Annotated in this window: 8 protein-coding genes; 6 read left to right on the top strand and 2 right to left on the bottom strand. The window is 41.7% G+C overall.

What is annotated here, in order from left to right:
- Positions 1–23: 23 nt before the first annotated feature.
- Complete coding sequence (locus B4E62_RS05540; RefSeq protein ID WP_331351412.1) at positions 24–1,316, bottom strand: DUF1552 domain-containing protein; 1,293 nt, start codon at positions 1,314–1,316, stop codon at positions 24–26.
- A gap of 116 nt (positions 1,317–1,432) precedes the next feature.
- Positions 1,433–4,675 carry a DUF1592 domain-containing protein gene (locus B4E62_RS05535; RefSeq protein WP_331351411.1) on the bottom strand — a complete coding sequence of 1,081 codons (3,243 nt, stop codon included), beginning with the start codon at positions 4,673–4,675 and terminating at the stop codon, positions 1,433–1,435.
- Positions 4,676–5,490: 815 nt separating this feature from the next.
- On the opposite strand from B4E62_RS05535, the gene B4E62_RS05530 reads away from it, so the two are divergent.
- From B4E62_RS05530 to B4E62_RS05505, 6 genes are all read left to right on the top strand, one after another.
- Positions 5,491–6,018 (top strand): RNA polymerase sigma factor, encoded by a 528-nt coding sequence (locus B4E62_RS05530; RefSeq protein WP_331351410.1) that lies wholly within the window; start codon positions 5,491–5,493, stop codon positions 6,016–6,018.
- A gap of 13 nt (positions 6,019–6,031) precedes the next feature.
- Positions 6,032–7,132, top strand: a complete 1,101-nt coding sequence (locus B4E62_RS05525; protein WP_331351409.1) for a FecR family protein — start codon at positions 6,032–6,034, stop codon at positions 7,130–7,132.
- 240 nt (positions 7,133–7,372) lie between these two features.
- Positions 7,373–7,984, top strand: a complete 612-nt coding sequence (locus tag B4E62_RS05520) for a DUF2214 domain-containing protein (protein ID WP_331351408.1) — start codon at positions 7,373–7,375, stop codon at positions 7,982–7,984.
- A 123-nt stretch (positions 7,985–8,107) separates the two neighbouring features.
- The gene (locus B4E62_RS05515) at positions 8,108–9,253 is read left to right on the top strand and encodes a cellulose binding domain-containing protein (RefSeq protein WP_331351407.1); all 1,146 of its coding nucleotides are present in this window, start codon (positions 8,108–8,110) and stop codon (positions 9,251–9,253) included.
- A 469-nt stretch (positions 9,254–9,722) separates the two neighbouring features.
- A complete protein-coding gene (locus B4E62_RS05510) occupies positions 9,723–12,164 on the top strand; it encodes a family 49 glycosyl hydrolase (protein ID WP_331351406.1) in 2,442 nt (813 codons plus the stop codon).
- A gap of 212 nt (positions 12,165–12,376) precedes the next feature.
- Positions 12,377–15,469 (top strand): family 49 glycosyl hydrolase, encoded by a 3,093-nt coding sequence (locus B4E62_RS05505; protein WP_331351405.1) that lies wholly within the window; start codon positions 12,377–12,379, stop codon positions 15,467–15,469.
- The last annotated feature ends 62 nt before the right edge of the window (positions 15,470–15,531 follow it).

The raw sequence follows: 15,531 nt of genomic DNA, 5'->3' as shown, positions 1-15,531 counted from the left end.
CTTCTTATTTAATCGCAGAAGTTTTAAAAAATTGTCTTATTGCTGAATCCTTGATAACGACCGCTTTCATTCGCGCCGAGTTTAACCGCTAGCGAGTGCCATACATCATGGGAGTTAGCTCCACTGGCATTAATGCTTCGCCGATTCCCCACGCCACCACCCGCGATTACAATCGGAACTCTTGCTGCATCGTGCGCATCTCCGTTGCCTGCGTCAGAAACTTGGGCAACAATGGTTGAGCTTAATAAGCCTTCGTCCCTGAATTTTTTAATCATATAAGCTTGTAGTTTTGTTGCTTCGGATCGTTGTGCTAACCATTGTGGATATTGATCACAGCAACTATTTGATTTTCTGCCGTTGTTATGGTCATGGGCGGCGGTATGCATTGTTCCGTTGTAAGCGTCATTACCTACTTTTACGCCAGAAAAAGAAAGTTCTGCGTTATCATCACCAAAATATAGCATTGCAGAGTTGGTAAGATTACATTTCATTGCCAACGCAAAAACATCGGTAAAGGCTCTGAATTGTTCACGAATAGTCCCCATGTTTAATGGAAATGCACCCAGAGCAGCGGGTGATCCACAGGAGCCGCCACCGCCGCCAGTTCCCGGGTCCGATGCCAGCTGATTTGCTTTTTCTTCGATAGCAGTTAAATGGGCATCAAGACGGATTTTTTCGTCTTGCCCTAATTTCGATTGCAATGCTTTAACCGCTTCCAAATGTCCGTCGACAATATGTTTTTTAACATTAGTAGTAGCAGGCGTAGCTGTACCGGCACCAAAAATTGCCTCAAACATTGTCATTGGATTTTGATAGGTGTGCGCATCGTTACCGCTATCGCGCGAGACTCCGTTTGTTTGATTGTTAAAATTTTGGTGAATGTTACCGATAAGATATGCATGGCGCTTTCCGGCACCAAGAATGCGTCCCATATTGACGTCAAAGCTTTCACCACCGCCCCAACCTTTATTCATGAGTAGTTTAATAATCCCATGCCCAAGGTTTTGTCCTACGTGCGGATTGCGAGCTTGCACACCATCAACCATGAGGATGTTATCTGCTACTTCGTTTAGGGGGGCTGAGAATGGAGGTAAGTTGCCCGGCTGTCCATGCCACATTTCCGGTAGTGCTCCATTACCAATGTAAAGTGTCACGATTTTATCAACACTACTTTGTGCCTCTGCCATACGGGAATACATCATTGCAGATACTAATGGAGATGCACGTAACAAACCTTTCGAAATTCCTGCAGCACTTATTAGCTTTATCAGGTCTCTACGTTTTTTATCAAATTGATCTATGTTCGGCTTTTTCATTTTTTATACCTTCAATTAGATTCGAATTACAGGATCGAATAGTTATATGTTTGAGTTTATATTTAGGTTTTTTAGGGAAGTACGCAATTTTAGGATTGCGTACTTTCTCTTACTCATTACATATTGGTTGGTCGCGCCCAAGCTTTGCGATATCTTACGGTATCCAACACACCCAATTGCTCCAGCATTTTTCGAGGGCTTTGTTCCATCATGGTATGTTTCAGATCCTGGACATCGCAGGCATAAGCTTTTATTTCCGCCTCATCCACCAAAACATAGTCACCGTGTTGTTGCCAACCATCCTCTACGCCGATCCCAGTGGTATAGCGGAATAGATTTTGTGGAAGACACCTTTGTGCTGTAGGTAAAGTTGCCATAGTGTCCCCGAGTTCTTTTGCCCCTACGAATGAATAAGCAGTGCTTGCAAAGTTATTACTCCATGCTTGTGGTGCATACAGAGTTCCGCTCGCATTTACAGCATTACCTTTGGTGTCAATTGTCCGTGGGTTGCCTACAGAGTCAAAATCTTCTAATCCAAAACCAAGTGGATTAATAATATATTCATGACAGGTTTTGCAGGACTCCAGACTTGTGACCAGCTCGAACCGTCTCTTGTTGGTTGTCATTGGATTCGCAAGTTCTTGTTTATGTATTTCCAGCAATTGTTCGCGGCCTATGCCAACGTTTGCTGGTGGGTCTTGAACATCCTGGCAGAGCATGCGACCACGGACTCTAACGGCGCGGCGAATTGGTGATGGTTCAATTGCATCGGCCCAGCGTGACATGAATCCGCCATTTGCAAGAATTCCGCCTCGATTAGTTGTTGCTACTCGAACAAATTGGTTACCACTAACACCATTAATACCATAATGTTGAGCAAGTGGTCCGTTAACATATGTGTAGTCCGCGTTATAAAGCGTTTCGAACTTTCCATTTGGATCCAGCATTAAATCACTGAAGAAAACAGCTAACTCCTGTTGCATATGCGGAATAAGTGCATTGAAATCTAATGTTGGATAAGTTCCTGGATCTTTGGCGACATTATTCAGTGAATCTGTTGCCAACCAGCTATTCACAAATGTTCCCAATTTTTCCTTAAACGCGGTACTTTGCATTAAGCGGGTAATTTCTGTAGTTATCTCGTTTTCCTGTACTAAGGCACCACTGGCTGCTTTACTCAGTAATTGCGCGTCGGGTGTGGTATTCGTGTAGGTATATGCTAACCAAGTTGCCATTTCATAGGCGGTAAGTTGATAAGCATCACTTGCAAGAGCGGTATTAGCTGGATTTCTCTCCCCAACTTCATGGCGATATAAAAATTGCGGGGCTGCCAGCATGGCTTCCAATGCCAATTGCATACCGGCCTTAACATCACCATTGGTTTTGCTACCATTAGCCATGCTGGTATAAGTGAGCTTCTCTTGGTTGTCGAGTGAGCGTCTAAATATCCTTGGGGCAAACTCGTTGATTAATTTGTTCGCGCAATCCTGATTGAAATTATTGTTACAATTTACAACACCTGAAAAATTCCTATCGGCTGACCATTTGGCGATTTTTTCTGAGGTGAGTAAATATTGCTCATAAGCTCCGGAATTCATAACTCTTTGAGTGTTACTTATGAAATGACCCAGCATAGAATCTCCAGGAAGGGAGTCCACAATAAAACCACTTCCCAATAAACTATTAATAGAATTTTGGTACTCTTCGCGAGTAAGGAATCGCAATTGACGGGCACCATAATTAACAGGAGCGGTACAGCTTATTTCTTCGTTATAAACGGGTGTGGGCTCTTGCCAGAATGTAGCATCAAGATAAGCAACAATGGTCTCAGCGCATTCTCTATCACAAGTGCCAGCAGCACCTTTTGGCATTGTAGCGACAATTGTATTGATCATGCTTTCACGCAATGCACCTTCTCTTTTTACATTGAGCGCAGGAAAGGCTCCGCCCAATCCTTTTGCATCTGCACCGTGACATCCCGTACACATGGCTTGGTAGTGGGTTTTCCCAGTAATGACTGGATCTATAGTTATATTATCCACAATGACAGTGACTATTGGGGTAGGGCTCGAAGGAACGCTGCCATTTAGCGCGATTACTTTATAGTCATATGTTCCTGTATTGCTGAGTAAATCTTCCAGCATAATTTGGTTGCTTGAAAGGTTTTGAATTTTACTCCAGTAGCCAGTGTTATCTTTACGGCGAACTATAAAGCCTGTTTCATTATTACTAACATCTGCCCAAGTTAAGGTAACCATACCGCCGGAATTGTTAGTGGCATTTAAATTGACAGGAGTTGTAGGAATGCTTGGGATGTTTAACGCTGCCACTGCAGGATTACTGTTCGCTGCAAAGTTCAGGTTGAAGTAGATTGGTACGGTATGCCCAATACTTGATGGGATTGGACTTACAAGTGATCGTATATATTCTATTCCCCACTTTAAATCGAACAGGGGCGCACTAATTAACACCGGCTTGAGAGAGGTTACTGAAATTTTTCCGTTGTTTAGCTTGGTAATTAATACTTGGGCAGGTGTTGTGGTGTTGACCCCATGTAATATAAGTGACCCATTTAAAGTTTGAATACTGGTGCTTCCTGCTTGCATTGCGTTGATTTCAGCAAGGTTAAGTTGGACCGAATAATAGAGATGGGGCAGAAGGCTGGTTTCGAACAAGAATTCACGAATACGTGAGTCACGAGTTGCATTGAGTGTATCGACACTATTCAGATCCACTTGTAGCGTTGCAAGCCCATTTTTGTCTACGGAGCCTTTTAGTTGCGAAAATCCGCCAATTTCCGCCACATGTTCTTTTTTAACAGTAACCATATTCAACATTGAGGTGCTGTCGTCAAGAATCCACGCTGCTGTATTCGTTGTACCAGCAGATGATGAAGAATTTGGAGTGGATGATTTTGAGGAAGACACAGAAGATTTAATAGATGAAGCTGTCTGCACACTGCTAGATGCGACCGATCCCGTGCCAACTGGTGTCTTACAACTCACTCCATTTAATAAGAAATCGCTTGGTGCTGCTCCAGGATTATTAATAATTATATTGAAATCAAAAGAACCTCCCGTAGAAACACTACCATTTTCTATTACTGTAAAGATTTTTCCACTTTGGGTTACCGATGAAGCATTCCAAAAGCTAACTAAACTTTCACTGCCGGAATAACTCCAGCTAAGTGTAGGGTTATTAATACTTGAGCCATTATTGACCACGGTGACCTGAAGTTGCGCACCGCTACCCCAGTTACTTTGCGCTTGATAGGTTACATTGCATAAGTCAGCCGCAGCTGTAGCACCCGTGAATGTAATGCCTAGCGATAACGCTGAAATCTTGAATATTTGTTTCATGATTTTTCTCATAGGTTTCGTTAGATGTAAAACGGATATTTCGTACCTGAAAGCCCCGCACCAACTGCCAATTTTTATGTTTATTAAAACTGTTGGCTCATTTGATATAGATCTCCCATAATTAATTGCTTACCGGTTAAAAATTCAGTGATGAGTGATGGGCATTTTGATTTTGTGAGCTCATGGATACAGAGGCGCTTTATGTTCAGCTATAAATAGCCTCTGATGTTTTTATAGTTTTTCTGCAATCATTCGATCATCGGTTTTGAGATTTTTCAGGACCTCTGATCAAATACTATTTCCATTTTTATATTTATCATGTGCCACAGTAATTGGTAGATAGTTTGGATTGTCCCAACAGCTAGCCGATGTGATTGCAAAATTCTTAATGTCAAATCGAAAAATATTGATCGACTTATTCGACGTGTAAACATTCGGCTTTCACATAAGCTGTCCATTAAGACGGTAATGGTGTTGAATTCAGCCCTCCCTCATATATATCTAATTGGTATTTAGATTTCCATTGCCATGCATGTTTTTGTTATAAGGCATGATTTAAGGAGAGTAGTTGGTTTCATAAATTTGATTTAAGGGGAGTGGATTGGCAGCGCTGCTACGTCTTAATGCCAATATGGAATTTTCTCATGTGTAGTTATGGGACGGTGTGGCGGAAGGTAAGCGATGTGATGACGCCGCGATAGCCGTCTATACTGGGTTTTGGGCAGTCTGCACTGAGGTATCGTTTAAAATATTTTCGATCATCTGGTCGAAAAATCAGACTGCTTCGTCCGACATTGTTTCGACAGGCAGGGGTTGTGAATACTCAAAATAACAACAAAGATGCTTTTGTAATGGAAGTTTATATTAAACATCGGCAGGAGCTTTGCGCTTACATCATTAGTAAATTTGGTGTAGATGCAAGCGACGCTGAAGATATCGTGCAGTCTGCATTTGCTAAATTTGCAGAATTAGATGGGGTTTTGTCTGTCGAAAACCCGCGCGCTTTCTTGTATAAATCGTGTAGTAATATTGCGATTGATATTAAGCGACACAATAAGGTCCGCCACGGATATTCCGCTGAGGTGTTTGAGTTAGAGGAAGAGGCAACGGATTCGATCGGGCCAGAGAGGGCAAATGAATCGCGCCAGCGCTTAGGCATTATTGCTCGAGTAATGTGGGCGATGCCAAGTCGGCGCAGGCAATTATTAATGATGAGCCGATTTGACGGTTTATCCTATGCTGAAATCGCGCGTCAAGTGGGTCTATCGGAAACGGTAGTAAGAAAGCACATAGCCAAAGCGTTAGAAGATTGCCGTAAGGCTCTAAAGGCATGCGGTGAGTAATGGGACTGAAGTAATGAGCAGCAAGGTCACAGAGTCAATCAATACGCAAGCCAGCGAATGGTTTGTTCTCATGCAATCAAATGCGGTCACAGAAAGTGAACGTAGCGCGTTTTTACATTGGTTTGATGAATGTAGAGAGCATCAAGAAGCCTATCGGGCTTACGAGGTGCTATGGCGTGATTTGGGTGAGCTGGCTACCACGCAAGAAGGAAGGCGTTTAAGGAACTCTATTGATTCATTCTCTGTGGAATATTTTTTCAAGCATGTTCAAGCGTGGATGTTTGAATTCTTCACGGTTTTCAAAAGAATCTTCTTATTGCGTGATGGCGCGACAAGGGATAGTGAACCTGCAATTGGATGGTCCCATACGGGCCGATTTGCAGTAGTAGGGTTTGTCCTTTTTGTGTCAGTTTTTCTGTTTAATGATTTCCTTGGTAATAAGGTAGATGTTCAATCATATCAAACGGGTATCGCCCAAATTCAGAAAATCCACTTACCTGATGGGACACTTGTTACTCTGTCTGGTAAGTCGCGTTTGGCCGCTTGGAATACAGCAAGTGAACGCCATGTTGAGTTATTGGAAGGGCAGGCGTTTTTCGAGGTGGCAAAGAATCGAGAGATGCCATTTTATGTTAAAACAGGGGATACGTTGATCCGAGTGGTTGGCACGCAGTTTGATGTCAATCGCACTAGTAGTCGGGTGAGTATTGCCGTAATTGAAGGTGTTGTTAAAGTATCAAGTATTCTGGACGATACTAAGGCGGTGGTTGACACACAGTCGGTCATGGTTACAGGTGGTCTGCAGGTCAGTCGCGATGATGGTGAAGACTTCTCGCCGGTGGAGAAGATTGCATCAACGAACGTTGCTAACTGGAGGAGTGGTCGCTTGGTATATAGCAATGCACGATTGTGTGATGTTATTGATGATGTAAACCGTTATACACGGAATCAAGTGCTTCTCGATGAAACTTTGCATAATATTAAGGTAACCATTGCTTTCGACATTGAGCAGGTTGATTCTTTGCCTGCGCTTCTAAGTAAAATGTTACCTGTAGCATATACACGTGATGCGTCTGGGCGGGTTTTTATTCGCTCCTCCCCCCCAAAGAAATAATTGTCCAACCACACCAATAAATTTTCATCGCCCTTAGGGGCGCATTTCTTCATCCTCCCCGTCTTAATGATGATTGATATTGAGCTTCAATAGGCCATTATCAAATCTAAAACAATAAAGCTTCAATGTGCCAAGTAATTTTTTAATTCTACACGCACTATTAGCCATAAAATTGTATTTTTTATGGCAGAACTATAACAATAAAAATTTGAAACATTTTTTTCATTGGTTATTAAAATTATGAAAACGCTAATCATCTATGCTCATTTATTGGCGGCGTGTGTCGCCATCGGTATTTTATTGATTCAAGATCTGGCAATTATTCGCTCACGAGGAGCCCCTTTGAGTAAAGGTGCCATTAATGAATTAATTAAATCTGCTCGAATTGTTTCCGTTGCGTTGGTTTTTTTATGGGTATCTGGAGCTCTATTAGTTGTACTTGGATATTTTGAAAATCCTCAGCAATATCTGCTAAATCAAAAGTTATGGGCGAAATTTACAGTGGTTTTGATTTTAACAATAAACGGTGTATTTCTGCATTATTATAGTTTTCCGAGAGTCACTGGAACCCACGGGCTACTTAATTTAAGTGTTGTCGAACAAGTATTGGTAACACTGTCTGGTGCCGTATCATCAGTGTCTTGGTTATTTGCATGTTACTTAGGTATTGCACGTCCATGGAATGATACGGTTGATTTTTCGTACATCATGTCTATTTATATGTCTATTTTAATAGTTGCAATTATTTTCTCTTGTGAATTGCTACGTTTTTTGCGGCGCGAAGAATTGCCGTTGCTAACCGATAGAATTCAGCTGGGGACAATTAGAAGTATTGAAAGAAAAACAAAATAGAAAATTAATCCTCGTAGAGAGGGTAACCTGTAACTAACGTAAAACCATTGTTTTTAGTTGTGCTTCTGTCTAAATGACTAATTTTCATTTGGTCAAAGTGATTCTTACTATTGAGGAAATAACATGATTAACAATAAATTATCAAAAAATAGCTTTCATAAATTCGCGAGATACGTCTATCCGTTAGGGGTTTTTCTGATAGCCTCGGCATCATCTACAAGTGCATTCTCCGCTTGTCTGTATTCAGTCAATAGCCAATGGAATGGCGGTTTTAATGCAACTATAAAAATCACTAACAATAGTGGCGTAGCTGTTAATGGGTGGAGTGTCAATTGGCAATATTCTGGGCAGGATCGCGTCGCTAATGCATATAACACTAATTTGAATGGTGGAAATCCCTACACCGCAACGAATCTAGGATGGAACGGCAGCATCCCGCCTGGCCAAGCGGTGGAGTTCGGTTTAAATGGTAGCAAAGGTTCTGCTGCGGCAGAAATTCCAATACTGGCCGGAGGTGTGTGCGGCGGGGCATCGAGCTCAAGCCAAGCTAAATCGTCAGCGGTTAGCCTAAGTAGTTCAAGTAAAGCAGTAAGTAGTACTCCTTCATCAGCAACCCCTTCGTCTGCGAGTAAGTCTTCAAGCAGCATTGCGACTTCAACAATTCCTTCGTCATCAAGCTCAGTAGCACTTTCCTCTGCACGCTCATCGGCCACAAGTAGTATTAATACTTCAGAAGTCAGCACTATCGGCAACTGGAATCTTGACCCAGCTGCATCGTATTTAAGTTTTGCAACGACAAAAAACGTCAACACAGTTGAATCGCATACATTCACTGGGGTTAGTGGAAGCATTAGCAGTAATGGACTCGCCACTCTAGTAATTGATCTTAATACTGTTAATACATCAAATGCTGTACGAGACGGTCGTATGCGCGGTTTGCTATTTGAGGTGGTTAGCTTTCCTAATGCCACCGTAACCGTGAATCTCAACGGTAATCAAATAAGTGATATTCCGGTTGGTGGTGCTGTAATACAGGCAATTGTCGCAAATTTAGATTTGCATGGCGTGAGTGGAGTCATTAACACGAGGGTATCAATACAAAGATTGTCAGCTACCCGTATTCAAGTTCAGAGCCTGTCACCTGTTATCATAAATGCGCCTGATTATGCATTGGCTAATGGTGTAGAGGAGTTGCGGAAGGCGGTCAATATTGAGTCTATCAGCACTGCAGTCCCCGTTAACTTCGTACTTTTCTATGATGTTCAATAGGCAATTTTTTAACACTAATGAAAAATACTGGTGTGCAGTTAGATTAATTTTTAGAATGAAATAATTTCTTGGTAAGAGATTGGAATTGAGGGCATTAATCGTCTTATTGTTGAAGTTTCATTATTTAATCTTCTGAGTTTTTGATTGGAAGATTACGGAAATGAGCTTTTGTTAGTGTTGGACTCTCTCCGTCGTAAAGCCCTGAATCGAGCGATTCGTTCAGGGTGTTCGCAAGTTCCAGTTTGCCCAAACCGGTCATCACACTTGCGAGCTCTCCTTGGCCTCGATTGCTTCAGTTGCAATCGAGGCTTTTTTATTTAGGGATAGAAAAATTTCTAGGGGCGGAAATTCGACTTGATACGTCTTATTTGATGCCAAATGATTATTCATTTGCATGCATTTTGTTAATAACTAAAAATCATAATTGGGCGAAAAAATTATGTGTATTGGTATAAGTCGAATATTTGTTGTGGCTGTTCTTGCGACGACTCTAGCCGCCTGCGGTGGTGGCAGCTCGGGGTCATCGACTAAAAGCTCTGCACAAAATCTTAGCTCTCAAAATCCACAATCAAGCACCGAGGCTGCATCAAGTTCTCAAGCGAATTCTATCCCTCCAGGCTTGCATACTTGGTGGCATGACAGTGCAGACCAAAATTCTTTAGGCGAAGTTGCTGCCGACAAGGTTCGCCGCTCAACAATTTATGGTATTCGCGTATCTACTGTAGGGCAAGCCGAGGTACTTAAGAATTCCTTCGTATATATGAGTATCCCTCGCAGTGGAAAGCTCAAAGTAGGTTACAGCCACGAAGATGGCGCTGAATTTGCTGAGACGGCGAAACTGTCTATGAGTTGGACATCATTTTTGTTTGACTCCGATGTTTGGATTGAGGTCGATTTACTAGACGGTACATCAATTTCAACTGTTGATGAAGTAGTGATTCGTCCAACAATTCTAAGTTTCGAAAAGCAATTTGTAGATTCAAATACAATTCGAATAAAAGTTCCATATTCAAAAAATGGGCATCGATTCTCAGTGGAGTTTGATTCACAACAGTTTGTTAGTTACAACGATAATAGTGGGAATACCGGTCGGCTAAGTCTGAATAATAACGGCTATGCAATTCATCGTGAACCCAAAAATTCACTTATGATATTTGCGCAACCTAATTATACGGAAAGCACACGCTCGGAATTGGTTCCTGCGGGAGACGACATTTTCTATCCTCCCGAAGGTAAAGTGAATCTATCAAATGTTAATAAAGGAATTGTTTATTTTAAACCGGGAATTTACCACATGGACGGCAATTATCACGCGTATTTGCCAGGCAATGTCTATTGGGTTTATTTAGCGCCGGGTGCGTACGTAAAAGGAGCTTTCCAATTTCGTGATGCAAAAACCAACTATAAAGTTACCGGTTATGGTGTTTTGTCTGGCGAGCAGTATGTGTATGAACCTGATAAAACAAATGGATACAAGCATCGTCTGGCGAGCAAAAGTGATTGTCATGGCGATTGTGTGAAGATGTTGCAATTCCAATCATCTAACGCACAACAAAATCTGCGTCTGCAGGGGATTACTATCAACGAGCCTCCTTATCACAGTTTTACGCTCTATGGTAATGAGGATGCATTCTCAATGGAGGTCAGTGAGTACCAGCAGGTGGGCAGTTGGTATTGGCAAACAGACGGCATCGAACTTTATTCGGGAAGTAGCCTGAGGAATGCTTTTTTTCATGCCAATGACGATGTATTAAAACTTTATCACAGTAATTTAACAGTTGATGGCGTAGTTGTTTGGAAAAACGAGAACGGACCAGTAATTCAGTTTGGCTGGTCGCCGCGCAATATGCAAAACATAAGCGCGAAAAATATTGATGTTATCCATAACCGTATGTATTGGAAGGATCAGAAGCACAATACTTGCCTTATTAATTTTGCAAACAGTTGGGAGGCGGGAGCGGCCAACTGGGAGAGCAAGGCAGATACTAATACATGGATAAAAAATATAACGCTTGAGAATATTCGGTCTGAAGGAATGAACCTTTGTGCAATGCGAATATATGCGCTTTCGAATATGGAAAATATTCGTATAAAAAACTTATTCGTAGAAAAATGGAGTGAGCTTCCGAATTCATCTCAATACAATCTAATGAAAGCAATGCGAAATGAAAGTGGTGCGCAAGTTAACATCAGTTCTGAAAACGGTATCGTTTTAGAAAACTATACCGTTGGTGGGCAACCAATAGTTAAACCTGGGCCTCTCTGGGATAAAGATCAATTGGGGCGGATTAGTTTTGATACGGCTCTAGATGCTACTTGGAGTGCTACTGCAAGCACAACCCCTAGTTGTATTCCTCAGGAATTGACTGTTTCGGTCAGTGAGAAAATCAAAGTACGTGAAAGCTTGGTTATAACGGCAAGTGCGTCCTCAGGTTTGCCATTAGTGCTTAGCGTTGGTGATGCTGCTGAGATAAGTGGAGCCACGTTGACCGCTAAAGAAGAGCCGGGTGTAGCAGTAATCCGCATCGATCAAACTGGTAATGATGTTTATTGCGCTGTGAGTCAATCTTATCCTATCCACATATATGATCCGGATGTCGCTCCTTCTTTGGGGCGTTGGATCGGTGCAAGCTGGAAAAGTTGGAGTCCAGGTGATTTGGAAATGATATGGAGTTCGATAGAGAAAAATTATCAAATTACAACATCGATTCAGGCAGGAAACCATGAGATAAAGTTTACTGACACCAATAATTGGGCGGGGGACGACTGGGGTGCGGCAACAGGACTCTCAGGTTTGGCTCTAAAAACGACCGGTGGGGGGGGTAACATTAAATTTTCTATAGATATTTCTGGAAATTATTTAATTAAATTTAACCCTTACACATTGAATTACTCAGTTGAAAAAATTTAGTGATTCTAAGTGTGAATAATTAATTTATATAAGTAAATTAAGGAAACAAAAATATAATAACGGATTTATTACTTGAGTGAGCACTGCGAAAAATAAGTATAAATTATAGGTGACAAGTAATTAATGTTATTGAACTAAGCCGGAATAGAATTCGATAAATAATATCGCTTGGCACCTTCTATCCAATAATCCTAATAATCAGGAGTTTTCAAATGTTAACCATCTACCAGTTCGTCAAATTATTCAAATGGCCAACGATAATCACTAATGCAAAATTGGTTGTGATTCTATATGGAATGCTGACTTGCATGTCCGCTTATTCGCAACAATCGGCTAGCAGTGGAAAACTGCAAACCTGGTGGCATAGTAATTATGAACTCAATGAATCCAGTCTTGTTGCCGATAATAAAGTGCGTCGCTCGACCCACTACGATGTTAAAGTCAGTACCACCACCGATGCTACCAAATACGATTCCTTTACTTATATGTCTATCCCCCGTAGTGGAAAAGCTAAGTGGGGATATTCTGACGAAGATGGTGCCGAATTTGCGGCTGAAGCGAAGCTTACAATGAGTTGGTCAAGCTTTCTCTACAGTGAGGAGGCATGGGTGTATGTTTCAGAAACGGATGGAAAAACTATTTCGTCAGTTAATGATGTAACTATTAGACCTTCATCATTAAATTTTGTAAAAGAATTGGTTGATTCAAAAACAGTAAGAATTAAAGTTCCATATTCACCAAACGGATATAGGTTTTCAGTGGAGTTCAATAACCAACTGTATACCGCCTATAACGACATGTCAGGTACCAGTGGAAGATTAAATACTAATTCCGGCAGCAAAGTGACCACCGAGCCTCGGAATGCCTTATTGATTTTTGCCGAGCCAATTTTAACGGGTGAGGAAGCAAACAGACTGATTCCAAAAAGTTCTGATGGGTCAATTTATTATCCAGCAGAAGGCGAGGTTAGTAATCTAAATAACATCAGTGAAAGTATCGTTTACTTTAGGCCTGGCACTTACTACATGCCATATAACTATCACGCAATGTTGCCCTCTAATGTCAAGTGGGTTTATTTGGCGCCTGGCGCATATATTAAGGGTGCGTTTCGTTTCCCTCATAAAAATCAGTCAGTCTATAAAGTTACAGGTTATGGCGCTCTATCTGGTGAAAAATATGTTTATGAAGCAGATACCCTGAATGGATACACGCATTCCACTACGGAGAAATGCCACACTAATTGTGTGAAGATGCTGCAATTTGAATCAGACAATCCGCAGCAATATCTCGATTTGCAAGGTGTAACAATAGTCGAGCCTCCTTACCATTCTTTTGTTGTTTACGGCAGCGAAGACACCTTCCAAATGCGTGTTGAAAATTACAAACAAGTCGGCAGCTGGTTTTGGCAGACTGATGGTATTGAGTTATATAAGAATAGTACTTTGAGCAACTCGTTCTTCCACGCGAACGATGACGTGTTAAAGATGTACCATAATAATACCTCGGCCACCAATACTGTGATTTGGAAAAACGAAAATGGTCCTGTCATCCAATGGGGTTGGATCCCTAGAAATCTTGAAAATGTAAAAGTAAAAGATACTTACGTTATTCATAGCCGCATGTGGTGGAAAGATAAGAAAACTAATACCTGCGTAATCAATGCGTCTTCTCATTGGGAGGATCCAAATTCGACAACTAGAGCTGATCCCAATACTTGGGTAAAAAACATAATGATTGAAAATACTTATGTTGAAGGTGAAGTTAATTGCGCCATTCGTATTTATTCTCTTTCAAGTATGGAGAATATCCACATTAAAAATTTGAAAATTGATGCTTGGACGGATATGGATTCACCCGGAGTTATCAGTGATTTCAAACGTTATTCAAATGGCGGTGGACAGAAGGTTTCTATTGGAAATGAATCAACCCAGGGTAAAGGGCTTAAGCTTGAAAATTACACTGTTGGTGGTGTTTATGTTACGCGCGCGGCTAATAATTGGGCTGCTAATCAGATAGGTCGTTTAGGATTCGATGCTGATGTTTTTGATAATTGGAATGCATGGAAATCTGATACCCAGAGTACAAGTTCGGCTTCAACAAGTTCGATGCCAGGTTCTAGTTCCAGTTCCAGCGCGGGCTGTATAAGTCAGGTTGTAAATTTCGCAGGCATCGCAGATCAACCGACAGGATCTACTGTTCGTGTCAATGCAACGGCTACTTCAGGACTCCCCATCGCTTTTAGCATTCTAAGTGGTGATGCTATTGTCAGTGGGGATATGGTTACCGTTGGAAATCAAATTGGCGAGGTTATGGTTAGAGCTCTTCAGGCTGGTGACAGTGCCTATTGCTCTGCAAGTGCGACACGCAGTTTCACCGTTATTGACGATGCCTTGCCGCCGATAACTTCACTTTGGGTGGCAGGTACCTTTTCCAATTGGTCACTAAAAGCGATGAATTTGAATGCGGGAGTATTTGAATTTACCCAGGCCTTTAGCGCTGGAAACCATGCGTTGAAATTTGCGAACACAGGTGATTGGAAAGGGAAGGATTGGGGCAACTCTACGGGTTTGGAAGGGAATGCTACGGAATCCACCGGTGGTTTGCCGAATGTTACTTTCACCATAACCCAGCCTGGCAATTATAAAATTACGTTAAGTCCTTCAACATTTGCTTACAAAATTGCTGTTATAGCAGTAGATCCACCCGTTAACCCAACCAGTCTTTGGGTTGCTGGTAGCTTCAATTCCTGGTCGCTCAAAGCTATGGCTGTTAATAACAACTCCGGAAATTTTGAATATCAAATAAGTCTGGGTGCGGGAAATCATCAACTTAAATTCGCCAACACTGCGGATTGGAAAGGAAAAGATTGGGGAAATTCCAATGGCTTGGAGGGTTTTGCTAAAGAATCCACTGGTGGTGCCCCAAATATCTCTTTCAGTTTAGCTCAGGCAGGCGACTATAAAATTTCGTTCAATCCAACAACCTTGAGTTACTCGATAGTAGCGCTCGCAGTACAACCTTTACCAATGTGGGTTGCAGGAACATTTAATGGTTGGTCATTGAAGTCGATGACATATTCCAGCGGCAAGTTTTCCTTTTCGCAAGCGTTATCTGCTGGTAATCACCAATTAAAGTTCGCTAATACAGGAAACTGGACTGGAAAAGACTGGGGCAATACTACAGGCCTGGCAGGAACAGTTACGGAATCGACTGGCGGCAAACCGAACCTGGCATTTACTGTTGCGCAGTCTAAAACATACACAATTACCATTGACCCTGTGACATTAGCTTATTCAATTCAATAGTTTTCATCCCTCCTGAGGTTGCCGACTGTTGTCGGCAACCTGTTTTTTATAATTGGAAAAAA

This window comes from Cellvibrio sp. UBA7671 (assembly GCA_002483145.1).
GTDB classification, from domain to species: Bacteria; Pseudomonadota; Gammaproteobacteria; order Pseudomonadales; family Cellvibrionaceae; genus Cellvibrio; species Cellvibrio fibrivorans.
Note: the sequence above shows the minus strand (reverse complement) of the source record. Positions and strands in the feature narration are given on the sequence as shown.

Coding starts and splice junctions, on each gene's coding strand:
- B4E62_RS05535 (WP_331351411.1), bottom strand. CDS start 4,675: ATGAAACAAATATTCAAGATTTCAGCGTTATCGCTAGGCATTACATTC.
- B4E62_RS05540 (WP_331351412.1), bottom strand. CDS start 1,316: ATGAAAAAGCCGAACATAGATCAATTTGATAAAAAACGTAGAGACCTG.
- B4E62_RS05525 (WP_331351409.1), top strand. CDS start 6,032: ATGAGCAGCAAGGTCACAGAGTCAATCAATACGCAAGCCAGCGAATGG.
- B4E62_RS05505 (WP_331351405.1), top strand. CDS start 12,377: ATGTTAACCATCTACCAGTTCGTCAAATTATTCAAATGGCCAACGATA.
- B4E62_RS05520 (WP_331351408.1), top strand. CDS start 7,373: ATGAAAACGCTAATCATCTATGCTCATTTATTGGCGGCGTGTGTCGCC.
- B4E62_RS05515 (WP_331351407.1), top strand. CDS start 8,108: ATGATTAACAATAAATTATCAAAAAATAGCTTTCATAAATTCGCGAGA.